Origin of the sequence: Nocardioides sp. (genome assembly GCF_050699375.1) — a bacterium.
Lineage (GTDB): Bacteria > Actinomycetota > Actinomycetes > Propionibacteriales > Nocardioidaceae > Nocardioides.
Genome location: NZ_JBOHDN010000364.1, coordinates 1 through 26872 on the forward strand (window position 1 = coordinate 1; position 26872 = coordinate 26872).

General features: G+C 67.5%; 27 protein-coding genes and 1 tRNA gene. 17 read left to right on the plus strand and 11 right to left on the minus strand.

The features are described from left to right. Positions 1-220: 220 nt before the first annotated feature. A complete protein-coding gene (locus tag ACRDPS_RS24100; protein WP_431504207.1) occupies positions 221-397 on the minus strand; it encodes a DUF6104 family protein in 177 nt (58 codons plus the stop codon). Positions 398-617: 220 nt separating this feature from the next. Here ACRDPS_RS24100 and ACRDPS_RS24105 point away from each other — a divergent pair, with 220 nt between their 5' ends. The 11 genes from ACRDPS_RS24105 to ACRDPS_RS24155 all read left to right on the plus strand — a co-directional run bounded on the left by ACRDPS_RS24105 (position 618) and on the right by ACRDPS_RS24155 (position 12286). Then, positions 618-1682 (plus strand): LLM class flavin-dependent oxidoreductase, encoded by a 1065-nt coding sequence (locus ACRDPS_RS24105; protein WP_431504208.1) that lies wholly within the window; start codon positions 618-620, stop codon positions 1680-1682. Positions 1683-1711: 29 nt separating this feature from the next. Next, positions 1712-2953 (plus strand): acyl-CoA dehydrogenase family protein, encoded by a 1242-nt coding sequence (locus tag ACRDPS_RS24110; RefSeq protein ID WP_431504209.1) that lies wholly within the window; start codon positions 1712-1714, stop codon positions 2951-2953. Continuing rightward, complete coding sequence (locus tag ACRDPS_RS24115) at positions 2950-3741, plus strand: enoyl-CoA hydratase/isomerase family protein (RefSeq protein ID WP_431504210.1); 792 nt, start codon at positions 2950-2952, stop codon at positions 3739-3741. The genes ACRDPS_RS24110 and ACRDPS_RS24115 overlap by 4 nt, the downstream gene beginning before the upstream one ends. Positions 3742-3743: 2 nt before the next feature. Continuing rightward, positions 3744-4535, plus strand: coding sequence for an enoyl-CoA hydratase/isomerase family protein (locus tag ACRDPS_RS24120; protein ID WP_431504211.1), 792 nt, complete (start codon positions 3744-3746; stop codon positions 4533-4535). A 36-nt stretch (positions 4536-4571) separates the two neighbouring features. Continuing rightward, complete coding sequence (gene dctP / locus ACRDPS_RS24125; protein ID WP_431504212.1) at positions 4572-5867, plus strand: TRAP transporter substrate-binding protein DctP; 1296 nt, start codon at positions 4572-4574, stop codon at positions 5865-5867. A 25-nt stretch (positions 5868-5892) separates the two neighbouring features. Next, on the plus strand, positions 5893-6858 hold the full coding sequence (locus tag ACRDPS_RS24130) for a phosphotriesterase family protein (RefSeq protein WP_431504213.1): 966 nt from the start codon (positions 5893-5895) through the stop codon (positions 6856-6858). 13 nt (positions 6859-6871) lie between these two features. Next, a complete protein-coding gene (locus ACRDPS_RS24135; protein ID WP_431504214.1) occupies positions 6872-8044 on the plus strand; it encodes a flavin reductase in 1173 nt (390 codons plus the stop codon). Beyond that, positions 8041-9249: a CaiB/BaiF CoA transferase family protein gene (locus ACRDPS_RS24140; RefSeq protein ID WP_431504215.1), complete on the plus strand. Its 1209-nt coding sequence runs from the start codon at positions 8041-8043 to the stop codon at positions 9247-9249. The genes ACRDPS_RS24135 and ACRDPS_RS24140 overlap by 4 nt, the downstream gene beginning before the upstream one ends. A 106-nt stretch (positions 9250-9355) precedes the next feature. Continuing rightward, a complete protein-coding gene (locus ACRDPS_RS24145; RefSeq protein WP_431504216.1) occupies positions 9356-10054 on the plus strand; it encodes a TetR/AcrR family transcriptional regulator in 699 nt (232 codons plus the stop codon). Positions 10055-10147: 93 nt separating this feature from the next. Then, on the plus strand, positions 10148-11527 hold the full coding sequence (locus tag ACRDPS_RS24150; protein WP_431504217.1) for an NAD-dependent succinate-semialdehyde dehydrogenase: 1380 nt from the start codon (positions 10148-10150) through the stop codon (positions 11525-11527). Positions 11528-11530: 3 nt separating this feature from the next. Continuing rightward, on the plus strand, positions 11531-12286 hold the full coding sequence (locus ACRDPS_RS24155; protein ID WP_431504218.1) for a carboxymuconolactone decarboxylase family protein: 756 nt from the start codon (positions 11531-11533) through the stop codon (positions 12284-12286). A 170-nt stretch (positions 12287-12456) separates the two neighbouring features. On the opposite strand, the gene ACRDPS_RS24160 is transcribed toward ACRDPS_RS24155, so the two are convergent. From ACRDPS_RS24160 to ACRDPS_RS24180, 5 genes are all read right to left on the minus strand, one after another. Next, on the minus strand, positions 12457-13230 hold the full coding sequence (locus tag ACRDPS_RS24160) for an SDR family NAD(P)-dependent oxidoreductase (RefSeq protein WP_431504219.1): 774 nt from the start codon (positions 13228-13230) through the stop codon (positions 12457-12459). Between the two features lie 80 nt (positions 13231-13310). Further along, a complete protein-coding gene (locus tag ACRDPS_RS24165; protein WP_431504220.1) occupies positions 13311-14816 on the minus strand; it encodes a TRAP transporter large permease in 1506 nt (501 codons plus the stop codon). A 7-nt stretch (positions 14817-14823) separates the two neighbouring features. Beyond that, positions 14824-15363 carry a TRAP transporter small permease gene (locus ACRDPS_RS24170; RefSeq protein WP_431504221.1) on the minus strand — a complete coding sequence of 180 codons (540 nt, stop codon included), beginning with the start codon at positions 15361-15363 and terminating at the stop codon, positions 14824-14826. Positions 15364-15433: 70 nt separating this feature from the next. Beyond that, the gene (locus ACRDPS_RS24175; protein WP_431504222.1) at positions 15434-16210 is read right to left on the minus strand and encodes an SDR family NAD(P)-dependent oxidoreductase; all 777 of its coding nucleotides are present in this window, start codon (positions 16208-16210) and stop codon (positions 15434-15436) included. Between the two features lie 237 nt (positions 16211-16447). Beyond that, positions 16448-20182 carry a multifunctional oxoglutarate decarboxylase/oxoglutarate dehydrogenase thiamine pyrophosphate-binding subunit/dihydrolipoyllysine-residue succinyltransferase subunit gene (locus ACRDPS_RS24180; protein ID WP_431504223.1) on the minus strand — a complete coding sequence of 1245 codons (3735 nt, stop codon included), beginning with the start codon at positions 20180-20182 and terminating at the stop codon, positions 16448-16450. Between the two features lie 299 nt (positions 20183-20481). On the opposite strand from ACRDPS_RS24180, the gene ACRDPS_RS24185 reads away from it, so the two are divergent. The 3 genes from ACRDPS_RS24185 to ACRDPS_RS24195 all read left to right on the plus strand — a co-directional run bounded on the left by ACRDPS_RS24185 (position 20482) and on the right by ACRDPS_RS24195 (position 22852). Further along, complete coding sequence (locus ACRDPS_RS24185) at positions 20482-21072, plus strand: hypothetical protein (protein ID WP_431504224.1); 591 nt, start codon at positions 20482-20484, stop codon at positions 21070-21072. Further along, positions 21069-22022, plus strand: coding sequence for an LCP family protein (locus ACRDPS_RS24190; RefSeq protein ID WP_431504225.1), 954 nt, complete (start codon positions 21069-21071; stop codon positions 22020-22022). Before ACRDPS_RS24185 ends, ACRDPS_RS24190 begins: the two co-directional genes overlap by 4 nt. A gap of 68 nt (positions 22023-22090) precedes the next feature. Then, positions 22091-22852 carry a lysophospholipid acyltransferase family protein gene (locus tag ACRDPS_RS24195; RefSeq protein WP_431504226.1) on the plus strand — a complete coding sequence of 254 codons (762 nt, stop codon included), beginning with the start codon at positions 22091-22093 and terminating at the stop codon, positions 22850-22852. On the opposite strand, the gene ACRDPS_RS24200 is transcribed toward ACRDPS_RS24195, so the two are convergent. From ACRDPS_RS24200 to ACRDPS_RS24210, 3 genes are all read right to left on the minus strand, one after another. Continuing rightward, on the minus strand, positions 22853-23185 hold the full coding sequence (locus ACRDPS_RS24200) for a MazG-like family protein (protein ID WP_431504227.1): 333 nt from the start codon (positions 23183-23185) through the stop codon (positions 22853-22855). 54 nt (positions 23186-23239) lie between these two features. Further along, the gene (locus ACRDPS_RS24205; protein WP_431504228.1) at positions 23240-23479 is read right to left on the minus strand and encodes a VOC family protein; all 240 of its coding nucleotides are present in this window, start codon (positions 23477-23479) and stop codon (positions 23240-23242) included. A gap of 166 nt (positions 23480-23645) precedes the next feature. Beyond that, positions 23646-24296 carry an acetoacetate decarboxylase family protein gene (locus ACRDPS_RS24210; RefSeq protein WP_431504229.1) on the minus strand — a complete coding sequence of 217 codons (651 nt, stop codon included), beginning with the start codon at positions 24294-24296 and terminating at the stop codon, positions 23646-23648. Positions 24297-24357: 61 nt separating this feature from the next. Here ACRDPS_RS24210 and ACRDPS_RS24215 point away from each other — a divergent pair, with 61 nt between their 5' ends. From ACRDPS_RS24215 to ACRDPS_RS24225, 3 genes are all read left to right on the plus strand, one after another. Further along, positions 24358-24564, plus strand: a complete 207-nt coding sequence (locus tag ACRDPS_RS24215; RefSeq protein ID WP_431504230.1) for a DUF4287 domain-containing protein — start codon at positions 24358-24360, stop codon at positions 24562-24564. A 135-nt stretch (positions 24565-24699) separates the two neighbouring features. Continuing rightward, a complete protein-coding gene (locus tag ACRDPS_RS24220) occupies positions 24700-25542 on the plus strand; it encodes a class I SAM-dependent methyltransferase (protein WP_431504231.1) in 843 nt (280 codons plus the stop codon). Positions 25543-25653: 111 nt separating this feature from the next. Further along, positions 25654-26061, plus strand: coding sequence for a hypothetical protein (locus ACRDPS_RS24225; RefSeq protein ID WP_431504232.1), 408 nt, complete (start codon positions 25654-25656; stop codon positions 26059-26061). On the opposite strand, the gene ACRDPS_RS24230 is transcribed toward ACRDPS_RS24225, so the two are convergent. Together ACRDPS_RS24230 and ACRDPS_RS24235 are read right to left on the minus strand one after the other, a co-directional pair. Then, on the minus strand, positions 26024-26692 hold the full coding sequence (locus tag ACRDPS_RS24230; protein WP_431504233.1) for an HAD family hydrolase: 669 nt from the start codon (positions 26690-26692) through the stop codon (positions 26024-26026). The genes ACRDPS_RS24225 and ACRDPS_RS24230 overlap by 38 nt on opposite strands. 92 nt (positions 26693-26784) lie before the next feature. Next, positions 26785-26857 (minus strand) — tRNA-Arg (locus ACRDPS_RS24235). Positions 26858-26872 lie beyond the last annotated feature (15 nt).

A 26872-nucleotide genomic window follows, 5' to 3' on the forward strand; every position in this document is an offset into this window, starting at 1 on the left:
CGCGGCCTGCAGCAGCGACGTACCCGAACACGCCAGATCGAAGAACCGCGACCACACCTCTGCCGGATAAGCCACCGCAACACTCCTTCATCAGGGATGTTGCTTAGACCGCTGGATTCCGCCGACGCTTCGGCCTGCAGAGGTGACGCTTCGGCCTGCAGAGGTGACGCTTCGGCCTGCAGAGGTGACGCTTCGGCCTGCAGGGGTGACTTCTCGGCGATCAGTCTTCGGGGTCGTCGAGGCGGGCGAGCCAGGTTGCGAGACGCTCGATGGCGGTCTCGTGCTCGGGGTGTACGTCGACGAAGGACTGTAGCTGCTCGGCGAGCCAGGCGAGAGTGACCTCGTCGTCGCCCCGGCGGTTGTCCAGCTCCTCGATGCCGCGGTCGGTGAAGTACATGCGCCCAGTCTTTCATCCGCTCGCGAGCGATCGCCCGAGCGGCCGAGGTGGCGTGCTCGCGACGTCGAGCGGACGGGTGGGTGCCGAAAGTATTTGAACAACAGGGTCTAGACATGTGGGACTCGTCATGCTCCAATATCACCGTGACCTAGACAACAATGTCTAGAAACATCGCTACTAGGGATGCCGTCGGTGGCGATGGCGATCTGAGGAGGAATCGGTGAGCCAGGGCGACCTGCACTTCGGAATCTTTTGCCTGACCAACGTTCCGGAATGGAGCACGGAGAGGGAGGCGGTCCACAAGGGGATCGAGCAGATCAACCTCGCTGACAAGCTGGGGTTCGAGGAGGCCTGGGTGGCCGAGCACAACGCCCGGCGCTACGGGATCATCTCCTCCTCGCAGGTGCTGCTCGCGGCGTGCGCAGGCACGACCCAGAACATCCGCCTGGGCACCGGCGTCACTCGGCTGCCGATGAACCACCCGCTGAAGCTGGCCGAGGATTTCTCGCTGCTCGACGTCATCAGCGACGGGCGTCTCAACTTCGGTATCGGCAAGGCGTACGACCTGCTCGAGTTCCAGGCCTACGACATCGACCCCGACGAGCGGGACGAGCGTTACCAGGAAACCTTCGAGATCATCATGCAGGGCTGGCGCACCGGCAAGATCAAGTACCACGGTAAGCACTTCTCGGTGCCTGGCCGTGGCGAGCAGGCCGAGGAGATCCAACTGATGCCGCGGCCGCTCCAGCAGCCGCACCCGCCCGTCTTCGTGATGGTCTCGCAGACCGAGGCCTCCCTCCGCTCAGCCGCCCGGCAGGGCTTCGCCTTCGTGCTCGGGCAGATGCCGACCTGGGAGGAGATGGCTCGCCTGGTCGACATCTACCGCGAAGAGGCCCGTGACGCCGGCTTCAGCTATGACGAGATCGACGCCAACGTCGCTCGATCCTCGCAGCTGAAGGCCATCCACGTCTCCGACGATCGCGAGACCGCGGTGAAGGAGTACGAGCAGGGCCTGATGTGGTATCTGAGCATCCTCAGCAACCGCGCCAAGGTCGGCCTCGGCCTCAACGAGCTCAGCTTCCAGGACTACGTGGACAAGGGCGCGATCCTGCTCGGCTCGTCCGACGACGTCGCCCAGCAGCTCGAGGACTACCAGAAGGTGACCGGGATCGGTGGCCTGGTGGGCTGGTTCGACGCCGGTAGCCAGCCGCAGGAGCAGGTGCTGCGTTCGATGACCAAGTTCGCCGAAGAAGTCCGTCCGCAGCTGCGCGGCGCGTCCTTCTGAGTCCGACGTTCGCGTAGATGGGACAACGTATGACTCGCCAATCCGACACCCTCGAGACCGAGCACAGGGACATCATCGACGCCCTGTTCGGCTTCGTCGACAAAGCAGTCGCACCGCTGGAGGAGAAGCATCAGGAACTGCTCTCCGAGCCGACCAGGGTCTTCGACGACCGGGGCCTGATGTCGCCGGAGTACCTCGAGGTGAGCCGCCAGGTGCGCGAGCTCTCCGCCGAGGCCGGCTTCTACTCGCTCTACGGTGCCGAGGAGCTCGGTGGGGGGAACCTGTCCGCGACCGGGATCGTGGCGGTGCAGGAGGCCATGCATCACCGGTACGGGCCGGAGCGCACCCTGGTGCACGAATCCGTGATCCCCTCACCGTTCACCAACGGCCTCAGCCCGCTCCTGCTGAAGCTCGACGAGGATGTGCTGGCGGAGCGGCTCGACGACATCCGCCGCGGCACCTCGACCCTGTGCTTCGCGCTCTCGGAGCCCGACGCGGGCTCGGACGTCTTCAACCTGCGTACGCGGGCTACTCAGGTCGAGGACGGCTGGGTGATCAACGGGCAGAAGCAGTGGATCTCGAACGCCGCCCACGCCGCCCACGCCTTCGTCTTCGCGGTGACCGACCCCGAGGCGGTCAAGGAGCGGCGCGGTGGGATCACCTGCTTCTTCGTGGACACCGGGACCGAGGGTTTCTCCGTCGACGCCGGCATCCCGATGATGGGCGCTCGCGGCTCGAACGCCACGATCATCTCTCTCACCGACCTCCGCGTCTCCTCCCGCCAGATCGTGGGGGAGCGGGGGGCCGCGCTGAAGCTCGCCCTGGGCGGCATCAGCAGAGGCCGGCTGACGATGTCGGCCACCTGCATCGGCCTGGCCAGGTGGGCCCTGGACATGTCGGTCGAGTACGCGAACACCCGACGTACCTTCGGTCGCAAGATCGGCGACCACCAGATGGTCCAGGCCAAGCTCGCCGAGATGGCGATGGAGATCTACCTGTGCCATTCCGCGGTCCTGCGTACCGCGGAGATGGTCGATGCCGGGAAGGCTTCGGTCAAGGAGACCTCGATCGTCAAGGCCCGCTGCACGGAGATGGTGGGCAAGGTGCTCGACGAGGCCATCCAGATCCACGGCGGCCTGGGCCTCACCAACGAGCTCGGCCTGGAGGCCGGCTATCGGTATGCCCGGATGCTGCGGATCCCGGACGGGACCTCCGAGATCCAGCGGCGCACGATCGCCAAGCGACTGCTGAGCGGAGACCTGGCGCTGTGAGCACTCCGACCCCCTTGAAGTTCGTGGACCGACAGCTCCGCGACGGCGTCGCGTACCTGACGCTGAACCGGCCTGAGGCGATGAACGCGTTGAGCCCCGACGTGCGCGAGGACCTGCGTACGGCGCTGCTGGACGTGAACGAGGACGACGAGGTCCGGTGCGTGGTGCTGAGCGGCGCAGGCGGCAACTTCTGCGCCGGCGGCGACGTCAAGCGGATGGGCAAGCGGACCCCTGCCAGAGGCGCAGTCCGGCTCGCTCTCGGCCGCGAGCTGGTCGAGCTGTTCCGGGGTGTCCGGGTGCCCACAATCGCGGCGGTCAGAGGGCACGCGGTGGGTGCCGGCTTCGGGCTGGCCATGGGTGCCGACATGATCCTCGCCGAGTCCGGTGCCCGCTTCCAGTGCGGGTTCATCAAGCGCGGGCTCGCCCCGGACAGCTCCGTCTCCTACCTCCTGGCCCAGCAGCTCGGCACCCGCCGGGCGATGTTCTACGCCATGACCGGCGAGGTCATCGACGCCAGCACGGCCGTCGACCTCGGCATCGCCGCTCGGGAGTACGCCGCCGAGCAGTTCGAGGAGCGTACGCATCAGTTCGCCCAGCGACTGGCCGAAGGCCCCACCGCCGCACTGTTCGCGACCCGCAAGGCTGTCCATGCCGCGGCAGATCTCACCTTCGCGCAGAGCTGGGAGTTCGAGTCGTTCGCCGCGGCAGTGACCTCGACGACCCTCGACCACAAGAACGCCGTCGAAGCCTTCAAGGCCAAGACGACCATCCGATTCCAGGGAGAATGACTGTGAGCCTCGTACATGTGGACCGCGTCGAGGAAGACCGCTTCGCCGTCGTCACGCTCGACCGTCCAGAGAAGCTGAACGCTCTCAACAACGAGCTGCTGGGCGACCTCTTCGGCGCGCTGGACTCGCTGGCCGACGACGACGCCATCTCCGCGGTGATCATCCGCGGTAGCGGCGGCAACTTCAGCGCCGGCTACGACGTGGTGGCCGGCTACACCGCCCCGACCGCGTACCAGGACTGGCGCAAGCTGCAGTCCAAGATCGACCTCTGGGAGCAGATCTGGAAGTTCCCGAAGCCGCTCATCGCGGCGGTCGAGGGACACTGCCTGGGCGGCGCGACCATGCTGGTCGCCTGCTGCGACCTGGTCATCGTCGCCGAGGACGCCAACGTCGGATGGCCGTCGATCCCCCTCGGCGGCGGGCTGCTGAGCCCGGTGTCGCTCTGGCACATCGGCATGCGGAAGGCGAAGGAGCTCTCCTACATCGCCGGCAACTCCATGACAGGTGTCGAGGCGGCCGACCTCGGCTGGGCCAACCAGAGCGTACCCACCGGTGAGGTCGAGGCCTCCGCCGCCCGGATGGCCCGTCGGGTGGGGAAGACCCCGCTCGACCTCCTGTATCTCAAGAAGACTGCCCTCAACCGTGTCTTCGACCGGCAGGGCTTCACCGAAGCCCTCCGGGCAGGCGCGGAGTGGGACGCCATCTCCCACACCGCGGAGTCGATCGACGAGGTCAAGGCACAGATGCACGAACTCGGGTTCAAGGGAGCGATCAAACATTTCACCCAGGCCTGAGCACGAGACGGGCAACAGCTGCAGAGGAGAATCAGCATGAGACTTCGCACCACACGCAGGAAGAAGGTCGCCGCGGCGGCACTCGCCGTGCTCACGACGGTGACGATCTCGGGATGTTCCAAGGCCGACCGGGAAGGCGCGGACAACGCCGGCGGCGCGAGCGTGCCGGCCGGCGCGTCCAAGGCCGACTACCAGAAGGCCTTCGCGGACGTGGAGCCGATCGAGCTCGACTTCCAGGTCGCCTCGGCGAACCCGGACGCCTACTCGAGCATGCGTGACGTGGAGTTCGCCAAGTCGCTCGAAGAGTGGTCGGACGGCAAGATCAAGGTCAAGATCCACTACGCCGGCTCGATCGCCGAGCCCACCGAGACCCCGGACGCGCTCGTCGACGGACGCCTGGACCTCGCGCACTATTACACGACCTACGAGCCCGACAAGATGCAAGCCTACGTCGAGCTGAGCAACTCGCTCTCGCAGGTGCCGAGCACGCCGCTGATCGGTGGGCTGGTCATCAACGCGGCCTACCAGGACATGGCATTCGACACCCCGGAGGTCAGGGAGGAGTTCGAGAGCCGCGGCATGACCCTGCTGGCGCCGGCGAGCTCGTTCGGCGTCACGGAGCTGACCTGCCGCTCGGAGCGTGACTCGCTGAAGGACTTCGCCAAGGCACAGATCCGCGGCAACGCCCGGGCCCACGAGACCCAGGTCGCAGCCCTGGGCGGCACCATCTCCTCGGTCCAGCTCGCCGAGGGGTACGAGGCCTTCCAGCGCGGCGTCCTGGACTGCTCCCTCCAGGCGCCGGCGACCGCGACCTCGGTCGGCTGGCTCGAGGTCGCGCCGCACGTCTACTTCCCGCGTGAGCAGGGATTCGCCCCCGGCGCCGGAAGCCTCGTCGCCGGGGCGAAGTGGAGCGAGCTGCCGCTGGTCGCCCAGCAGCTGATGTGGGACCGCCTGCGCGAGTACCTCTCGGCAGAGCTGTACGGCTCCCTGCAGTCGATCACCGACACCGCCGAGGTCACGGCGAAGAACGGCGGCACCCTGCAGTACCTCGACGCCGAGAGCGAGGCGGCGCTGACAGAGTCGAAGGAGGACCTCCTCGACGAGGTCGCCGGCTCCGAGGTCCTGGACGGCAAGGCGCTCAACGCCGATGTCGCCGAGAGCATCAGCACGTGGACCAAGACGGCGAAGGAGCTCGGTTACACCGACGATGGTGGCTTCGAGGACTTCAGCACGTGGTACCAGGGGTCGGCGGACTTCAACGACCGTGCGTATCTGCAGAAGTTCGCGGACCGTCTCTTCGAGGAGACGTTCCTCCCCGAACGACCTGAGTGACGCCGACGTGCTGACGAGGAGATCGATGATTCCGACGCTGACCGGCTCGGTGAGCCCGAACGAGCTCGGACGAGTGCTGATGCACGAGCACGTCTTCGTGCTCAACGCCGAGCTGATGGTCAACTACCCGGAGATGTTCCCCCAGGACGAGATGGTCCGACGCGCCGTCGCCGTCCTCGGGGAGGTCGGGAAGACCGGCATCGACACCTTCGTGGATCTCTCCGTCATGGGGACGGGGCGCAACGTACCGGTGCTGCGGAGGATCGCCGAGCAGGTGGACCTCAACATCCTGGTGGCCACCGGCTGGTACACCTACCACGAGGCACCCGTCTTCGCTCAGCTCAACGGACCGGGGCGTCTCTTCGACGGCCCCGACCCGTTGGCCGAGATGTTCGTCAGGGACATCCGGGACGGAATCGGCGGGACCGGTGTGCGTGCCGCGGTGCTGAAGTGCTCTGCCGACAAGTACGGGATGACCGACGGCGTCATGAACATCATGCAGGCCGTCGCCGACGCCCACCTGGAGACGGGTGCGCCGATCTTCACGCACTCCGATCCCGGCAACGAGACCGGCCCGGCACAGCTGGACTACCTCGAGTCACGCGGGATCGACCTGAGCGGTGTGGTCGTCGGGCACTGTGGCGACACCGATGAGATCGACCGCCTGCGCCGGATGGCGGACCGCGGTGCGGTGCTCGGCATGGATCGCTTCGGGCTGGAGTCGAGGCTCCCTTACGAGGCGCGCGTCCGGACGGTCGTGGACATGTGCCGGCTCGGCTACGCCGACCGCATGGTGATCGCCACGGACTCCTCTGTGTTCAGCATGAACTTTCCCGATGAGCACCGACGGGAGCATCTCCCGTTGTGGGACGCGCGAGCGGTCATGCCGCGAGTCGTCACCGACCTCCGCGCCAGCGGGGTCGGCGACGACGACATCGACCAGATGATGCAGCGCAACCCGGCCAGAATTCTGCACGGCTCCTGCCGCTGAGAGGACAAGCACAATGCACGACTTCGACACGAACACGTTCCGGCAGGTGCTGGGTTCGTTCCCGACCGGCGTGGTGGTGATCACCGCCGCCGGCGAGGAGGGCGAGGCGCTCGCGATGACCGTGGGGACCTTCGTCTCGGTCTCGCTGGACCCGCCGCTGGTGGGCTTCCTGCCGAGCAAGACCTCCTCGTCCTGGGACGCGATCCGGCAGAGCGGGAAACGCTTCGGGGTGAACATCCTCTGCAACACCCAGGAGGATGTCTGCCGCGCCGTGGCAAGGCGAAAGAAGGACAAGCTGGAGGGTTTCGACTGGTCTCCCACGGAGCACGGCACACCGAAGCTGTCCGACAGGATCGCCTTCCTCGACTGTGAGACCGAGAACATCTACGACGGTGGTGACCACGACATCGTGGTCGGCCGGGTGCTCTCGCTGGAGAGCGTGCCGTCGACCTTGCCGCTGCTCTTCTTCCGAGGCGGCTACGGTTCGTTCCGGCCGGGTTCGATGGCGGTCGAGGCAGGCATCTCCGGGAAGCGACTGGCCGAGCTCGACTGCCTCCGTCCGCACATCGAGCGTCTCTCCAGTCATCTCTCCCTCGAGGTCACCGCGATGTGCCGGGTCGATGAGGACCTCCTCACGGTGGCGTCGGCGGGCGGTTCCAACCGCTCGGTGCGGGTGCCCCGGATCGGCCGCCGAGTGCCGTTCATGCCCCCGATCGGAGGAGTGTTCGCTGCTTTCGGGGGCCCGGAGGCGGAGTCGGAGTGGCTCAGGAACGTCCACGAGGAGGCCGGTGGAGCCGACCGGGAGACGTTCGCCGAGGTGCTCCAGCGAGTACGTGACTCGGGCTATGCGTTCGGGTTCGGCCACGAGGCCGGGAAGGCGATCGAGGTGGCCTCGCTGGCGGCAAACGAGACCGAGGCCCCCGAGCAGCGGCGACGTCTGAATCGTGTCATCGCCGAGGCCGGCCTCTCCTTCAACACCGCGAAGATCGAGCGCGAGGAGGAGTACGAGTTCCACTCCATGACCGCACCCGTCTTCGACGCCGACGGCGCCTGCGCCTTCTCCCTGACGGTCTGGGGCTCGAAGGCGGCGGTCCGCGGCGCCGATGTCCTGGCGGTCGCGGACAAGCTGACCCGGACGGCCGAGTCGTGCACGGCCGACCTGCAGCGAGCCGGGAGGAAGCTGTGAACCAGCCGACCTCACCGACGCTGTCATCGTTCCAGGACCTGTTGGTCATCGAGCTCGCCCACATCTACAACGGGCCGTACTGCGGGCTGATGTTCGCCCATCTCGGCGCCGAGGTGGTCAAGGTCGAGCCGCTCACCGGTGAGCGGCTGCGCGCCCGATCACGGGACGACTCCGACCCGCAGGAGTTCATCATGCTGAACTCCAACAAGAAGAGCGTCGCGCTCAACCTCAAGAGCGCGGCTGGACGCGAGGCCTTCCTGGGGCTCGTCGATGAGGCCGACGTCCTGATCGAGAACTACTCACCGGGTGCGCTGGGCCGGATGGGCCTGGGCCCGGACGTCCTCCTCGAGCGCAACCCGCGCCTGATCGTCGCCTCGGGAAGCGGCTACGGCTCCTTCGGTCCGTACGCCGGGCTGCCCGCCATGGACCTCACGGTGCAGGCGATGTCCGGGACCATCGCCACGAGCGGGTTCGCCGACGGGCCGCCGGTGAAGACAGGGCCGGCCGTCACCGACCTGTCGGGAGGCATCCACCTGTTCGGCGCCGCGATGGCGGCCCTGTTCGACCGCGAGCGGACCGGTCGTGGTCGGCACGTGGAGGTGTCGATGCACGACACCATGTACCCGATGCTCACCTCGGCGCTGAGCGCCCTCTACAACTACCCGGATCAGGTGTTCCCGGAGCGCACCGGCAACCGGCACTCAGCTCTGTCGATCGCTCCCTACAACGTCTACCCGGCCGCCGACGGCTGGCTGGCGATCATCAGCTCCTCCGAGGAGCACTGGGCCGGCGTGTGCCGGGCGCTGGGGCTGGAGGAACTTCTGGAGGACGCCAGGTTCCGCGACCGGCATCTGCGTGCCGACAACATGGACGCGCTCGATGCGGCCATCGGCGAGGTGACCGCCATGTTCACCCGTGACGAGCTCACGAAACGGCTGGAGGCGGAGCGCGTGCCGTGCGCGCCGGTCAAGCATCTACGTGAGGTCGACAACGATCCGCACCTGATCGAACGCGGGATGATCCGCCACGTCGACCACCCCAAGAACGGCCGCGTGCCGACCGTCGGCAACCCGCTGCGGGTCTCTCCGGATGTCGGCACCGCACCCATCACACCGTCGCCGAGCGTCGGCCAGCATCAGACCGAGGTGCTCGGTAAGTTCCTCGGGATGAGTGCCGAGGAAGCCGAGGAGCTGAGGAAATCATGACGAGCGGGCGATTCCTGCCCTGGTCCGACGCTGGGCCTCGTATAGTGACGTGCCGGCCGTGACCACGTCTGCCACGCCTACGAGTGAGTTGAGGAGACAGTCTCCGGTGAGGTTCCCCGAGGCGGTTGACGCCGATATCGAGGACATCACGCGAGCGCTGAGCGTGTGGAGCGGTGTGGGCGCCGCCCCGACGCCCAAGAACGTGCGAGGCGTGCGCACGCGTCAGCATCTGCTGAAGGCGGCGACGGAGGCGTTCATCCGGCTGGGCTACCTGAGCTGCTCGGTCGAGGACATCCTGCAGGAGGCCGACGTCTCTCGAGGGACCTTCTATGCCCACTTCAAGAGCAAGAAGGCGATCTTCGCGGCCGTGATAGAAGAGTCGCTCGATTCCAGGCTGAGAGGCACCGCCGTCTCCGAGGTGGATGTCCCCCTGGTGCGCGACCGGATCGAGGAGTCGGTACGCAGGTTCCTCGACTCGTACTGGCGTGGCCGTGGCCTCTCCATGGTGATCGAGCAGGTCGCCAACACCGACCCGTCCTTCCGTGACATCAGGCTGATCATCCGGGACAGCTTCGCCCGGCGGATCGCAAAGGGGATCCGCCGGCAGCAGGCTCGGGGGATCGCCGACTCCACGGTCGACCCCGCCGAGGCCGGGCTGGTCATCATCGCGATGATGACCAACTTCGCCCACACCGAGCTGGGTTGGCGCGAGCGGCGGCCCAGCGAGGAGATGGTCGATCTGCTGACCCGGTTCTGGGTGCAGGGCATCGGTCTGGACGAGACCGCCCCGGTGATCTCTCGCTGAGCGAACCGCAAGCGGACCCGAACGCGCGGTCCTCAGGTCGGCTGCCGCCGGCTGCCACACGATTCAATGACCCCATGTATTGAGGAGAGCTCCATGTCTGAGTATCGGATCGTCAACCCTGCGACCGGCGAGGTGGTCGAGGAGTTCCCCGTCGCCACCGACGATCAGGTCGTGGACGCGCTGCAGCGCAACCATCGCGCCTTCGGGCCGTGGGCGGCCACGCCGGTCCCCGCGCGCGCAGAGATCCTGACTCGTGTCGCCGACGCCTACGCAGCCCGCGTGGACGAGCTGGCGGAGATCATTCACGTGGAGATGGGGAAGAAGGTGGCCGAGGCGGCGGGGGAGATCAAGCTCTCCGAGCTGATCTACCGCTACTACGCCGACAATGCCGAGGCGTTCCTGGACGATGAGCCCCTGCGCGGCACCACCGGCCAGGACACGGCCCACATCCGCCGCAAGCCGGTCGGCTCGATCCTGGGCATCATGCCGTGGAACTTTCCGTACTACCAGGTCGCGAGGTTCGCTGCGCCGAACCTGGCGCTGGGCAACACCATCATCCTCAAGCACGCTCCGCAGGATCCGAGGTCCTCGGCCGTCATGGCCGAGATCTTCCACGAGTCCGGGGTCCCTGACGACGCCTACATCAACCTGTACGCCACGAACGAGCAGGTCGCCGAGATCCTGCTTCCGTCGCGGCTGAACCACGGGGTGTCGGTGACCGGGTCGGAGCGGGCCGGGTCTGCGGTCGCCGAGGTCGCCGGCCGGCACCTGAAGAAGGTCGTGCTCGAGCTGGGCGGCTCAGACCCATACATCCTGCTCGACAGTGAGGACGTGAAGCAGTCGGCGAAGCTCTTCTTCGGGGCCCGGATGGGCAACAACGGGCAGGCGTGCAACAGCCCGAAGCGGATGATCGTCATGGACGACGCGTACGACGAGTTCACCGCCGAGCTGACCGAGCTGGTCCGGGCAGCGACGCCCGCCGACCCCACCTCGGAGCTCTCGCAGCTCTCGCCGCTGTCGTCGACCGCGGCGAGAGACCGGTTCCTGGAGCAGGTGGAGGCGGTGAAGAGCGACGGTGCGACCGTTCTCGTCGGCGGCGAGCGCTATGAGACGTCAGGAGCGTACGTCCAGCCGGTGGTCTTCGAAGGAGTGAGGCCGGGGACGGCCGGCTACCACGATGAGCTCTTCGGGCCGGCCTTCATGCTGTTCCGGGTCTCCAGCGACGAGGAGGCCGTGGCCCTGGCAAACGACACGCCCTTCGGTCTGGGCTCGGCGGTCTTCGCGACCGACCACGAGCGGGCCGAGCAGGTGGGCTCGAAGCTCGAGGCCGGCATGGTCTACCTGAACACCCCGGAAGCATCCCGGGAGTTCTTGCCGTTCGGCGGCGTGAAGCGCTCCGGCGTCGGCCGCGAGCTCGGACCGCTGGCCATGGACGAATTCGTCAACAAGCAGCTGGTCTACAAGAAGGGCTGAACGGTGCCGAGCCAGGCGGTGACGCAGGAGAGCGCTCGGAGCGCCTTCATCGAAGAGCACTGCTACTGGAACGAGGAGCTCGACGCGCTGGCCTTGGCCGATCCGCGCTACCTCGATGCCTACGACCAGCTGCTCCGGGTGGTGGCCCGTCGCGGCTCTCTCTCCGCGCGTCACCGCGAGCTCATCTGCGTCGCCGTCAACGCCCAGGTCACCTACCTCAACCCCGTCCACACCCGCCACCATCTGGCTCAGGCGCGCCACCTCGGAGCGACCGAGGCCGAGGTGGTCGAGACCCTGCAGCTCGCGGCCTCGCTCGGTGTGCACTCGATGCTCGTCGGTCTCCCGCTCGCGCACGAGGTCTTCGAGGAGCTGGGCGTCGCCACCGACGTCGCGGCGGGGGAGGGCGTCGACGCTCGGCGGCGGGAGCTGAAGGACGCCTTCATCCGCGAGCGGAAGTACTGGTCACCAGGCTGGGACACGGTGCTCGCCTACTCGCCCGAGTACTTCGAGGCGTACCTCGGTCTCTCTCGCATCCCCTGGGTCGACGGCGTGCTCGACGAGTGGTTCAAGGAGCTCGTCTACGTCGCGATCGACGTCGTGACCACCCACCTGTTCACCGCGGGCATCCGGACCCATGTCGCGAAGGCGATCGAGTACGGGGCGACGCCGGACCAGGTTGTCGACGTGATCACGATCGCCAGCAACATCGGAGTGCACAGCACGCTCATGGGCGTCGGCCAGATGGCGACGCCGGGCTGATCTGGTGGATCACTAGTGTCCCGCGCCGAGGGTCCGTGCCATAAGTCGTGCGATGCGTGCGTGCATCGCAAGGCGGCGTCGCGACATACCGGGTGTCTTCCGAGCGATGCCAACGCAGCGAGGTGCGTGCGCAGCGTGCGACTTATGGTGCGGAATTGAGGTGCGGGACACTAGATCAGCCCGCGGATGTTGTTTCCTGCCGTCTCGCCGCCGTCGACCGCGATCGAGGCGCCGTTGGTGAACCGAGACTCGTCAGAGGCGAGGTGGACCACCACGCTGGCCACCTCCTCGGGAAGCCCGGTCCGACCGGCGGGGATCTGACCGATCCCACGGCTGAGGTCCGCGGTCATCGGGGTGGCGATGCTGCCGGGATGGATCGAGTTGACGCGTACGCCCTCTCCGCCGAGCTCGAGCGCCGCGGTCTTCGTCAGGCCGTGCACCCCCCACTTCGAGGCGCTGTAGGCGGCAGAGCCCTTGAAGCCGGTCAACCCGGCGATCGAGGAGATGTTGACGATGGAGGCGGTCTCGTTGGCGCGCAGCGCGGGAAGGGCCGCGCTCATCCCGTAGAACACGCCGTCGAGGTTGACGGCCATCACCGCTCGCCAGGTGGCGGGATCGATGTCGGCGACTCCGCCACGGCCGCCGATGCCGGCGTTGTTGACCAAGACGTCCAGCTTTCCGAAGGCGTCAAGCGTCTCGGCCACCGCGTTGCGCCACGAGCCGGGATCGCTCACGTCCAGATGCACGAATCGGGAGATCTCGGCTCCCAGCGCCTCTGCCTGAGCCAGGCCCGCTTCGTCGGCCACGTCGGCGATGACCACACGGGCTCCCTGCTCGGCGAGGGCTCGTGCGCTCGCCAGCCCGATGCCCGAAGCGGCACCGGTCACGAGCGCGACCTTGTCCTGGACGCGGCCGGCCGCGATGTTTCTCGTCTCCAGAGGCATGGGGTGATCTCCTGGTGTCAGCGGTTGATCTGAAAGAGACATAGAGGTGCCTCGGCGCGATGGCCAAGGCACCTCCGGGGTCAGGCGTCCGAGACTCCGGGCAGCCAGAGCGCGAGGTCCGGCCAGAGGATCAGCAGGAACAGGAAGAGGATCGCCAGCGGCAGGAACCAGAGCAGCGACTGGAAGACGTCGCCGAGACTGATCTTGGTCCCGAGGTTCACATCACGTCGCTTGCACAGGTTGTAGACGACGTAGGAGAGGACACCTACCGGAGGTGTGATCATGCCGATCTCCCCGAGGAGGACGACGAAGACACCGAACCACAGCGGGTCGACGTTCATCGCGGCCAAGGTCGGCAGGAGCACCGGGACGGTCAGCAGAACCATGGCCAGGGTGTCGAAGAACATCCCCATCAGGACGTACAGGACGATGAGGACGCAGAGGAAGGCGACCTTGCCCAGGCCGAGGTCGATGATGAGCTCCGCGACGTTCTCGGCGATGCCGGTCACGGCGAGCATCCGGGTCAGCATGTGCGCGCCGATGAGGATGAAGAAGATCGCGGCCGTGGCTCGGACGGAGTTCATGACGGCGGAGGCGATCTGTACGTGCGGACGGTCACGCCAGGTGTAGCCCACGGCCAGGATCAGCGCGAGTCCGGCGGAGGCGGCTGCGGCCTCGCTGGGGGTGAAGGTGCCGCTGAACATGCCACCGAAGAGCACGAGCATGATGACGGGGAACGACCAGATGGCGGCCAGTGCGCGGAATCGGCTCGACCAGCTCGCGGAGGCGACCTCGGTGCTCTTGTTCCTGCCGACGAGCTTCGGGAGGAGGATCCCGACAAGGCAGAGCGCGGCGGCGTAGAAGACCGCGATCCCGATCCCGGGAAGGACACCGGCCATCAGCTGCGGTCCGACCGGGACCGAGGCGATCCCCGCGTAGACCACCAGCAGGATGCTCGGCGGGATCAGCTGGCCGGGAAGGCCCGCGACGATGACGGTGCCGACCGCGATCCGGCGGTCGTACCCGGCACGGAGCATCTCGGGGATCCCGGCACGGCCGAGGGCATAGGTCATCCCGATCGTCGAGCCGCTCACCGACGCCAGGCCGGCCCCGGCCGCGGTCGTGCCGACGCCGAGACCGCCCGGGAGCCAGCCGAACCACAGCTCGGTGGCTCGATAGAGCCGCTGGGTGAGACCACCCTGGGTGAGCAGGAGGCCCATGAAGATGAAGAGGGGGATCACCGTCATCGACCATGACGAGGACGCGGCGAACGCCGTGGTCTGCATGACGTTGCCCAGGGCCAGGCTGCCGCTGACGTAGTAGATGCCGAGCGCGCTGGCCAGGATCATCGAGACGCCGATCGGGATTCCCATGAACATCAGGGACAACATCAGCCCGATGGTCCACAGCCCCGAGGCGATGTCGCTCACGCTGGTGAACAGCCCGATGCCGGTGGCCACGGTGAGCACGAGGGAGATCATGAAACCGATCGGGAGCCCGCGCGATCCGGGCGACTCCTGCTCGGTGGTGCTTGTCGAGAGGTCGGTCTCGATGGTGTCGCGGTTGGTGATGGAGACGTTGGACATGTCGGCCCTACCTCGCTGTCTGGGTCTCGGCGTCGTCGTGCACCGAGACGCCCGTTCCGGTGTTGAGATCGGCGTTGGGGTTCCTGAAGGCCAGCACCGCGTCGAGGGCGAAGACCACGGCAGCAAGGGCGAAGCCGATGGGCACCAGGAAGTAGAACGGGTAGACGGGAAGCGTGGTGATCCCCGCGGTCGCACCCTGCTCGGCCTTCTCGAGCGCCTCCAGGTAGCCGAACCAGGCGACTACGCAGCAGACGGTGGCACTGCCTGCGTACCCGACGGCCTTGGTCAGCGCGAGGGAGCTTCGATTGAGCCGCTCCGTGATGATCGAGACGGTGTAGTGCTCCTTGTGGACCTGGGCACCTGGGATGGCCAGGAGAACGACCAAGGGGAGCAGCCACTGTGCCGTCACTTCGGTGGCGGCGTAGATCGGCGAGCCCAGCCACGTGCGGCCCAAGGCGTTGACGACCGTCACGACGATCATGGCCAACAGGCCCAACGCAGCGATGCCGGAACAGATCCATTCCAGGACGCGTACGACTCTCAACATGGTTCGTGCCTTCCGATTCGTGAGAAGGATTCCTCCGTGCCCCGAGGCGCGGACCGTATGGCGGTGGTGGTCACTTGATGAAGGGGATCGGCGACTCGAAACCGCCGCGGATCCCGCCGTCGATTCGGATCACCTCACCGTTGATGTAGGAGTTCTCGGCGATGTGGTGCGCCAGTGCGGCGAACTCGTGAGGCTCACCCATGCGAGCGGGGAACGGCACGTGCCGCGGCAGTGGCGGGGTGTCGTCCAGGATCGGGGTGTCGAAGAGGCCTGGGGCGATGGTGACGACCCGGATGCCGAACCTGCCGAGCTCTCGAGCCAGTGGAAGCGTCATGCCGATCACGCCGGACTTGGACGCCGAATAGGCCGACTGCCCGGCCTTGCCGTCGAGGGCAGCGCCGGAGGAGGTGAGCACGACGAAGCCGCGGGCGCCGTCCTCGTCCGGCGTGCGCTGAGCCATCGCGGCAGCCGCGTGCCGAACGACGGTGAAACTGCCGAGCAGGTTGGTGCGCAACGTGCGCTCGATGGTCGTCAGATTGTCGATCAGGTCGCCGCTCTCCGGCGAGATCAGGTGGCCGGGGTTCTTCGGGCCGAAGGCCGCGATGCCGGCGCAGTGCACGAGCCCGACCACCTCGACGCCGGCCGAGATCTCGGCGAAGGCGTCGCGCACGTCGGCGTCGGAGCAGACGTCGACGTCGAGCTGCTGCACGCCCGGCCTCGCGACGGCCGCTGATGCTGCTCGGTCGAGTCCGAAGACTCGATATCCGGCTGCGGCGAAGCGCTCCACTGCCGCGGCGCCCAGACCGCCGGTCGACCCTGTTACGACCACAGCGTGCTCACTCGACATCTGCTCTCCCTTCCGATGTGCAGATCGGTAGGTGGGGTCGGTGTCCACGACCTCTCGTGACCTACGTCACGAGGAATCTATACAGGAGTGTTCGCTTGTGTCTAGGGGGTGAACGTCAAGTCTCGGGTTGATTGATACATACGTGTCCAGAAAACGCACTCGCGGTGACATGGGTGGCTCCGGACGTACGAAGGCCCCTCGGTGTCACCACCGAGGGGCCTTCTTGGAGCGTGCGGGTCAGGCGAAGGCGCGCTCGATGAGCTCCTTCTGCTCGACCGTGTGCCGCTTGATGGTGCCGACGGCGGTGGTGGAGGAGGCGGTGCGGGTGATCGGCTCTACCTCGCGGTCCAGCTCCGGGACCACGTTGAGGTAGTAGCTCGGCCACGGGCCCTGGTTGTAGGGCTCGTCCTGGACCCACTTCACGCGCGCGTTGGGGTACTTCGCGAGCTCGGTCGCCAGCTCCGCGGTCGGCCACGGGTAGAGCTGCTCGACGCGGATGATCGCGACGTCCTCGCGCTCCCGCTTCTTGCGCTCCACGGTGAGGTCCCAGGTGAGCCGCCCGGAGACGACCAGCACCGTGTTGACCTTCGAGGGGTCTGACTCGGTGTCGGCGATCACCGGCTCGAAGGAGCCCGAGGTGAACTCGGCCGGCTGGGAGGCGGCCTCCTTGCGGCGCAGCATCGACTTCGGCGTGAAGACGATCAGCGGACGGTGCTCCTCACCGAGGGTGTGCTTGCGGAGCAGGTGGAAGTAGGACGCCGGCGAGGAGGGCTGAGCCACGACCATCGCCTCGTCCGCGCACAGCGTGAGGAACCGCTCGATGCGCGCCGAGGAGTGGTCGGCGCCCTGGCCCTCGTAGCCGTGCGGCAGCAGCAGCGCGACGCCGGAGTGCTGACCCCACTTGGTCATGCCGGCCGAGATGTATTCGTCGATGACCGACTGGGCGCCGTTGACGAAGTCGCCGAACTGAGCCTCCCAGACCACCAGCGAGTCGGGGCGGGCCACCGAGTAGCCGTACTCGAACCCGAGGGCGGCATACTCCGAGAGCAGCGAGTCGTAGACGTAGAACTTCGCCTGCTCCTCGGTGAGGTTGTTCAGCGGAGTCCACTCATCGGCGTTCTTGCGGTCGATCATGGTCGCGAACCGCTGCACGAAGGTGCCGCGGCGCGAGTCCTGACCGGCCAGACGCACCGGACGCCCGTCGAGCAGCAGCGACCCGAAGGCGACCATCTCGCCGGTGGCCCAGTCGATGCCGCCGTTGGCGATCTGGTTCGCCCGGCGCTGCAGCTGCGGCATCACCTTCGAGTGGACCGTGAAGCCGTCCGGCGGGGTGACGTACGCATCCGCGATCCGCTTCAGCACATCGGTCGTGATCGCGGTGACCGTCTCGCCGGCGGGCTTCTCCGGGTAGTCCGGGACGGTCTCCCAGGCCTGCGGCATCTTGTCGGCCTCGCGGACCTCGGTGAAGACCTGCTCCAGGCGGGCCTGGTAGGCAGCCAGCACCTGCTCGGCCTCCTCGATCGTGATGTCACCACGGCCGATCAGCGACTCGGTGTAGAGCTTGCGGACCGAGCGCTTCTGCTCGATCAGGTCGTACATCATCGGCTGGGTGAACGAGGGGTCGTCGCCCTCGTTGTGACCGCGGCGGCGGTAGCAGATGAGGTCGATGACGACGTCCTTGTTGAACGCCTGGCGGTATTCGAAGGCGAGCCGCGCGACGCGGACACAGGCCTCCGGGTCGTCACCGTTCACGTGGAAGATCGGCGCCTGGACCATCCGCGCGACGTCGGTCGCGTAGAGGGAGGAGCGCGAGGAGCCCGGCGAGGTGGTGAACCCGACCTGGTTGTTGATGACCAGGTGGACGGTTCCACCGGTGCGGTAGCCACGCAGCTGGGAGAGGTTGAGCGTCTCGGCGACCACGCCCTGGCCGGCGAACGCCGCGTCTCCGTGGACCAGCAGCGGCAGCACCGGGAAGAAGGCCGAGCCCTTGTCGAGCACGTCCTGCTTGGCGCGGGCGATGCCCTCCAGGACCGGGTCGACGGTCTCCAGGTGGGACGGGTTCGCGGCGACCGAGACCTTGATCTTGTCGCCCAGGTCGGAGAGGAACTCGCCCTCGGCGCCGAGGTGATACTTCACGTCGCCCGAGCCCTGGACCGTACGCGGGTCGATGTTGCCCTCGAACTCGCGGAAGATCTGGTTGTAGGACTTGCCGACGATGTTGGCGAGCACGTTGAGGCGGCCACGGTGGGCCATCCCGATCGTGACCTCGTCCAGACCGGCCTCCGCAGCGGCCTCGCAGACCTCGTCGATGACCGGGATCGCGGTCTCGCCACCCTCGAGGGAGAAGCGCTTCTGGCCGACGAACTTGGTCTGCAGGAAGGTCTCGAAGGCCTCGGCCTCGTTGAGCTTGGACAGGATCCGCAGCTGCTCCTGGCGCGGCGTCTTGTCGTACGCCATCTCGACCCGGTCCTGGATCCACTGGCGCTGCTCGGGGTCCTGGATGTGCATGTACTCGATGCCGGTCGTGCGCACGTAGGAGTCGCGCAGGACGCCGAGGATCTCGCGCAGCTTCATGAACGGCTTGCGGCCGCCGGCGAACGAGCCGACCGGGAACTCGCGGTCGAGGTCCCACAGGGTCAGCCCGTGCGACTCGATCTGCAGGTCCGGGTGGCTGCGCTGCTTGTACTCCAGCGGGTCGGTGTCGGCCATCATGTGACCACGCACGCGGTGGGCGTGGATGATCTCGCCGACCTTGACCTGCTTGGAGATCTGGTCGTCGTGGGTGGTGTCGATGTCCTGGTTCCAGCGGATCGGCTCGTACGGGATCCGCAGCGAGGCGAAGATCTCGTCGTAGAAGCCGTCCTGGCCGAGCAGGAGCTTGTGCACCGTTGCCAGGAACTCACCCGACTGCGCGCCCTGGATGACCCGGTGGTCGTACGTCGAGGTCATCGTCATGATCCGCGAGACGCCGTTCTTGGCGAGCGCGGAGTTGGAGGCGCCCTGGAACTCGGGCGGGTAGTCCATCGAGCCGACGCCGATGATCGCGGCCTGGCCCTGCATCAGCCGCGGCACCGAGTTGTTGGTGCCGATGCCGCCGACGTTGGTCAGGCTCACCGTGGTGCCGGAGTAGTCGGCCATGGACAGCTTGTTGTCCTTGGCCTTGCGGACGATCTCCTCGTAGGCCGTCCAGAAGCCGGCGAAGTCCATCAGCTCGCAGCCCTTGATCGAGGGCGCGACGAGCTGGCGGGTGCCGTCCTTCTTCTGCTGGTCGATGGCGAGACCGAGGTTGATGTGCGGCGGGGTCACCATCGTCGGCTTGCCGTCATGCTGCTCGAAGGTGTTGTTCATCGCCGGCATCGCCTTGATCGCCTTGATGATGGCGTAGCCGATGAGGTGGGTGAAGGAGACCTTGCCGCCGCGGGCGCGCTTGAGGTGGTTGTTGATGACGGTGCGGTTGTCCCAGAGCAGCTTGACCGGCATGTTGCGCACCGAGGTCGCGGTGGGGACGGTCAGCGACACGTCCATGTTCTTGGCCGTGGCGGCACCGATGCCACGCAGCGTGGTGTAGGTCGGCTCGTCGCCCACGGCGACGGCGGTCGGCTTCGGCGCGTCCTTCGGCGTGGGCGTCACCGTGCCCTGTGCCGGCTCGGCTGCCTGGGCGGCGGGGCGCGGCTTGGCCTTCGGAGCGGGAGCCGACTTGGCCGCCGGCGCCTCGGGGGAGGCCGGGGTCGTAGGCGCCGGCGCGGCCGGCGCGGGGGAGACGGGCGCCTTGGCAGCGGGCGCAGCAGGTGCCGAGGCACCGTTCTGCGACGCGCCGGGCTTTCCGTTCGTCTCGAAGAACTTCACCCACACGGGGTCAACACTGCTGGGATCCTTCGCGTACTGGTCGTACATCTCCTCGACCAGCCACTCGTTGGCGCCGAATTCCGCGGGGATGTCGGCAGTGTTGGGGGACGGGGTGCCTGAGGACACGGCTTGATTCGCCTCTTCCGAATTTTTCACAGTAAGAATGGGTTGCCCAAGGCCAAGGCTAGCCCCACGGACACGCAAATGCCTGCGGCAGGTTCCACCTGTGGACAGGATGTAATCCGTCCCACATCTTGCGTTATCCGCAGGCCGGGCTTGCAACCCGGGTCAGTGTGCGTACAGTGGCCCGGTCCCAGAGCAGGTCGATGAGGTGGATTCCCCACATGGCGAGCAGCAGTACGAGGCGATGCCGGCCGGTAGGCCGACGCGTCGCAACCGCACTCACGGCGGCGGTTCTGAGCGGCATGCTGGCGCTCACCGGCTGCGGCGGAGAGCCCCAGAAGTCGGCGTCCTCGCCCTCGCCGTCCCCGACCCCGCCGCCCACGGTGAAGTCGGCCGCGAAGCTCGTCCACGTGCAGGGCAAGTTCCCCAAGAACAGGCACCAGGCGGCGGCCACGAACGTGGCCAAGGCCGTCGATCGATGGTTGCAGGCTGCGTACGTCGGGGGCGACTATCCGCGGGCGACCTCGACCTTCACCGCCAAGTCCCTCCCGGGATTCTCCAAGGGCGCGATCGCTCAGGCCGGCAAGCAGATGACACTGATGAGCAACGCCACGATCGCCCCGCACATCTCCGGGATCAAGGTGGTCTCCAGCGACGTGACCGTCGACCTGCTGGCCAACAACAACTACCCGGTCGGGGCGGTCGCGCGAGTGCGGCTGGTCTATGACACCGCCGGGGACCGCGAGTCGCGCCAGACCGTCCGCGGCAGCCTCGACATGGTGCCGACCGAGACCTCCTGGGCCGTCTTCGGCTTCAACATCACTCGTGAGGAGAAGCTGGCGACCCCGGCGTCGACCTCAGCGTCGCCGAGCCCGTCGGGAGACAAGTCGTGAAGCTCCTCAGATTCCTCGGTTCCGTACGTCGCCGCCTCCTGACCACGCTCGCGCTGGGTGTGGTGCTCGCGCTGACCGCGGTCATGGTGCCCGACGCGCAGGTCGCCGAGCCGCGCGCGGAGCTGATCGCCACCAAGTGGGCCAAGGGCCTCGACGTCGCCAAGTTCACCCGCAAGGGCGGCACGATCTGGGTTCTCGCCGTCGGCTCGGACGCCCGCCCCGGCCAGAAGGTCACCCGCACCCGGGGCGACGCGCTGCACCTGATCGGGTTCAACCCGACCTCCGGCTACGCGACCGACATCAGCATCCCGCGCGACTCCTACGTCAACATTCCCGGCCACGGCCGCTCAAAGATCAACGAGGCGCTGCTGGTCGGCGGACCGAAGCTGATGGGCCGCGCCGTCGGCAACCTGGTCGGTGTCCAGCCGCAGTACGTCTTCGTCACCTCCTTCTCCGGCATGAGCGACATGGTGATCGGGGTCGGCGGCGTCGACGTCGACAACCCGCGCGCCTTCAGCGATCCGTACGTCGCGCCCTATGGCTTCAAGAAGGGCCGGATCCACATCAACGGACCGCACTCGGTCGACTTCGCGCGGGCCCGCAAGACGCTGCCCGGCGGCGACTTCGACCGCTCGGCCAACCAGTCCCGGATCATCCGTGCCATCCACCGCAAGATCGTCGCCCAGCAGCACGACGTCGGGTTCATGGCCAAGGGCGTCTCGTCGGTGATGAGGAAGATGCACACCACCGGCCTCTCCGGCCGCGACCTCTACCAGCTCGCCAACGCGGTCGCCGCGATCAACCCGGGCAAGATCCGCACCTGCGTGGTTCCCGGCGGGATCGGCAACGCCGGCGCCGCCAGCGTCGTCTTCCCCAACGTCGGCGCGGCCAAGGCGATGGGTCGCGACGCGCGACGGGACGGCCGGCTCAACCGCGGCTGCCGCGGCTGACCCTGCGGGTCTGTCTCGGGGACGAGGCGGGTCGGGCGGCGTCGGCGCCGACGTGACACGATTCGCCCATGGACATCAGCTATCCGGTCACGATCGCCGCGGCGCGCGCCTGGTTCAAGCTCGGCGACATCAAGATCAACATGACCGGGGCGGAGAACATCCCCAGGTCGGGCGGTGCCCTGCTGGCGGTCAACCACCTCTCCTTCGTCGACTACGTGATGGCCGGTTTCCCCGGGGCGGAACAGGGACGGCTGACCCGGTTCATCGCCAAGAAGGAGGTCTTCGACCACCCCGTCGGCGGCCCGGTGATGCGCTCGTTCCACCACATCCCGATCGACCGCAGCTACGGCGCGGCGGGCATGAAGAAGGCCGTCGAGTACCTCCAGGACGGTGAGGTCGTCGGGATCTTCCCCGAGGCGACCCTGTCGCGCTCGTTCCTCATCAAGGAGCTCAAGACCGGCACCGTACGCATCGCCGCCGACGCCGGGGTCCCGCTGATCCCGGTCGTGCTGTGGGGCACCCAGCGGATCATGACCAAGGGTCAGAAGGTCGACGTTTCGCGCCACAAGACGATCGGCATCGAGGTCGGATCGCCGCTGCCGGTGACCGGCGAGGACCCGGCGGCCGAGACCGCGGCGCTCAAGTCGCAGATGGAGTCCATGCTCGACCGGCTCATCAAGGCTCACCCTGCCGAGGAGCAGCCCCCGGGCTCGTGGTGGCTGCCGAAGGCGTACGGCGGCTCGGCCCCCACGCTGGAGGAGGCCGAGGCGATGTACGCCGAGGAGCGCCGCCTCCGTGCGCAGCGGAAGGCCGCGAAGCGGAAGTCCTGACTAGGTCGGTGCGCCGGCGCGCTCCGCGACGGCCCCGACCTTCGCGTGGAAGAGGTCGAGCGACCTCGCCTCGTTGCCGGTCATGTGCTCGACGGCGGTCATCGCGGTGACCGCGACATCGAGGAGCTCGTCGACGACGTCGTCGTAGGTGTGGGTGATGCCCTTACGAGGGTTCTGGCCGGTGGCTCCGATGAGTGCGGCGATGGCCTCGCCTGCCTCTTCGCTCACCTTCGCGACTCTCCCCCAGAGAACGGCTTCCGCGTCACGATCACCCTGGGACTCATCGAGCCACCGGGAGAGATACGCGAGCAGAGCCGGCGTAGCGTCGGTCATGCGGTGGGAGTCTAGGGCGGCCCCTGTAATCCGGTCGAGCCTTAGATATAGAGGCTATTCAGTTGGCTGGTAGACGCCGAGGCGATTTCCGGCCGGGTCGGTGAAGATGAAACGGCGCCCGCCGGGGTAGTCGTAGGGCGGCTCGGCGATGGTGCCGCCGGCCTTCTCGACGGCCGCGACCGCGGCCTCCAGGTCGGACGTACGGATCAGCGGGAGCGGCGCGACGGGCGTCTCGGACGGGTACATCCCGCCGCTCTCGTCCTTGCCGTCGGGGCTGACGATCCCGGCGTACATCCCGCCGTAGTCGTTGAAGGACCAGCCGAAGTCCGAGCCTGCGCCACCGCGAGGAACGAGCGGCGGCGCTACGCGAGGAGGTCGAGCGAGCGCAGCGGGTGAGCCTGCGAACCCGCGAAGCGGGTCGAGACCCAGTCGTTTCGCGGCACAGCGCCCCGATACGGGCTCAGCCGAAGGCGATGTCGAAACCCTTGCCGCGGAACGACGCGATCTTCGTGGCGTCGCGGAGGTAGGCGAGCGGACCGTCGGGGTCGAAGGTCCAGCTGCCGCGCGCGGGCAAGAGCTTGGCGCCGCCCTTCATGGTGAGCCAGGCGGTGTCGGGGTGCTCCTCGATGCCGGGCTGCTCCACGCTGCCCCGCATGGGGGCGCGCGGGGCGAGCTGGGTGACATCGCTGAACCGTGCCGTCGCGATCGGGCCGTCGTCCAGGCTCGCTTCCCAGGTGTGGGTCGCCAGCGGCCCCTTGGCGGACGACTCGCCGCTGAACTTGGCCAGCCCCTTCGGGATCGCCCAAAGGGTCCTCCCGCCCGCGACGGAGTCGGGGGAGTCCACCCAGATGTCGACCACGCTGACCGCCTTCTTCCCGTTGGCGGCGGTGATCACTCGCGCGGACAGGAGCTCGTGATAGGTCAGGGGGCTCGGCTCGGTGTAGTCGACCAGCGCGACGGCGTAGATGCCCTTCGGGTGCCGTTCGTCGACATCGCGCGCGAGCCGGTAGACCGAGAGCCACATCGATCCGTGCATGTGCCAAGGGGCTGGGGGATAGCTGGTCACGTGGATCTCCCGAACTTCTGTCGTGGTCCGTGTCGAAGCGGTCATGCTGTGCTCGATGCATAGGCGAGTGGCGATCGTCGCCACGCTTTGCCCAAGGAGACCAGAGATGACCGACCAGGTGAAGGGCCCCGCCGCCTACTTCCCGTCCATCGAGAAGAAGTACGGCCGCCCGATCGAGGAGTGGAAGCAGATCGTCCGCGCCAGCGGGCTCGCCAAGCACATGGAGCTCGTGGCGTACCTGAAGGCTGAGTACGCCCTCGGGCACGGTCACGCCAACGCCCTCGTCGCCCACACCCTCGCCGAAGGGCTCTGAGCGTTGAACGGGCAGAATCCCGCCATGGCGGGAAAGTGCCGGGTGGTCTGGCCCTAACTCCCCGCAGAATCCCGCCATGGCGGGATTCTGCGGACTGAAGCCGACTCCTGACGCCCGGTCCTGTTGACTTCCCTCATGCGTAGCGGACCGTTGGAGATCACCGACCTGCTCTGGTCGGGCTCGGGCGATCCGGTCTCACGGGCGGAGGCGGTGGGCCTGCTGCGGTCGAGAGGGCAGGTGCGGGCGGCGCGGATCGTGGAGCGGCCGCCTGCGCGGGACGGTGTGCTCGACGCGGAGGCGGCGAACGCGCTCGGGCTGCGGATCCATCGCGAGCTGCAGCGGTTGGGGGAGGAGCTTCAGCTGGGGCGGCGGGTCGCGTCGTTGGTGCGTACGTTGCTGCCTGCTGGTGATGCGCCGGTGCGGGTGATCGATGTCGGTTGTGGTCTCGGGCATGTGCTGCGGGCGATCGCCGCTCATGGCGACCTGCCGCCTCATGTCGAGTTGCTCGGGGTGGACCTCAACTCGGTGCTCGTCGACGAGGCGGCGCGGCTGGCTGCGGCCGAGTCGCTGAGGTGCCGGTTCACCGCGGGGGACGCCTTCGAGCCGGGCCTCGCGGTCGAGGATGGAGCTCGGACGATCGTGGTCTCCAGCGGGTTGATGCACCACCTGGCCCCCGAGGACTTGGCCGGCTTCTTCGCATCCCAGGCGCGGCGGGAGGTCGCGGCGTTCGCACACTGGGACATCGCCCCGTGCCTGTGGTCGACCTTGGGCGCCTGGCTCTTTCACCAAGCGCGGATGCGCGAGGCCGTCTCCCGGCACGACGGCGTGCTGTCGGCACGCCGGGCGCATCCGGCCGAGACGCTGCTGGCGGCCGCGGGCCGAGGCGCACCGGGTTATGCGGTCGAGGTGCGCGAAGGGTCGCGCTGGCATCCGAGGGCGCTCGACGTGCTCCGCCCACTCGTGGGCGTGCCTCGATGAGTCTGATGATCCTGGTGCTGCTCGGCTTTCTCGACGCCGCCTTCAGCGGCTTCCGCTCCGCGCAGGAGTCGCAGCGGGCTGGTCGGCCACACCCACGAGGACCGCGTGGGCATGCGCCGTGGGGTTCGCCTGTTCCGATGGCTGTCGTTGCCGGCCGTCGCCGTCCTCGCGATCGACCTGATCGTGGGGCAGGACCTCGAGGCGTACGTCTCGTCCGCCGACCTGTTCCTGCTGGTCATCGCCCCGTTCGCGGCCATCGTGCTGCTCGCGCTGGGGGCCTGCGGAATCGTCCGCTGGGAACTGAAATACCTCGCCTCCGCGATCATCCTCGGCCCATGCACGTTCCTGCGCCCATACGTCGTGTCCGCGGCTGCGATCGTCGCTGTCGTCAGAGCCGGCGAAGCCGGGATGACGGTCGCTGCTGTACTTGCTGTCGCTGCAGTCCTTGTTGTCGAGCCGATCCTCGATGTGCAGAGTCGGATCAGAGACGTACCCCGTGGGCGGCCAGCTGGTCGATGAGGGCCGCGTGCCCGGTGTGCTCGACCAGCGCTGCAGTGCCCGATCCTGCGAGCTCGTCGCCGACGTCGAAGGTCCAGTGGATCGCTGACATACCTGCCGATCGCGCGGCCTCGACGTTTGTGGCGCTGTCGTCGACCAACAGGATCTCGCCCGACTCGGCTCCGATGCGGTCGGCTGCGCGGTGGAAGAAGGTCGGGTCGGGCTTGGCCACGCCGAGGTCGAAGGAGTAGCAGCTCACGTCGAAGAGGTCGTCGTAGCCGAGTGTGGAGCGCATGAAGTGGCGTCGATGTGGAGCCTGGTTCGTGCCGAGGTGCACGCCATAGCCGGCGGACCGCGTTCGGCGTACGACCTCGACCGTCGCCGCGACCGTCTCGACCGTGCCCCACACGGCGGCGTAGACCTCCGCGACGGAAGCAGACGCCCCGTGCTCGACGAGCAGTCCCTCAAGCGCTGCGAGGAAGTCGACCTCACCACCGGTGAGCAGCGGCCTCTCCAACGCCCAGGCGGCATGGAGGAACGTCTCCGAGCTCTCGCCGAGGAACGGCTCCGCCGCGGCGTACCACCCTCCGGGGAGATGCTGGAGGACGCCGTCGGCATCGAAGAGGACATGGCGTACGTGTGTCGTGATCATCTCGTCGACAGCGTGACAGATGCCGGCGCCGTTGGCAGCCGATCATCGGCAGAAAATGAGAGAAACCGCTGGTCACCCAGCGGTTTCGTCTGTGCCCCCGGCAGGAATCGAACCTGCGGCCTACGGTACCGGAAACCGGCGCTCTATCCCCTGAGCTACGGAGGCATGCACCGCCTGAGC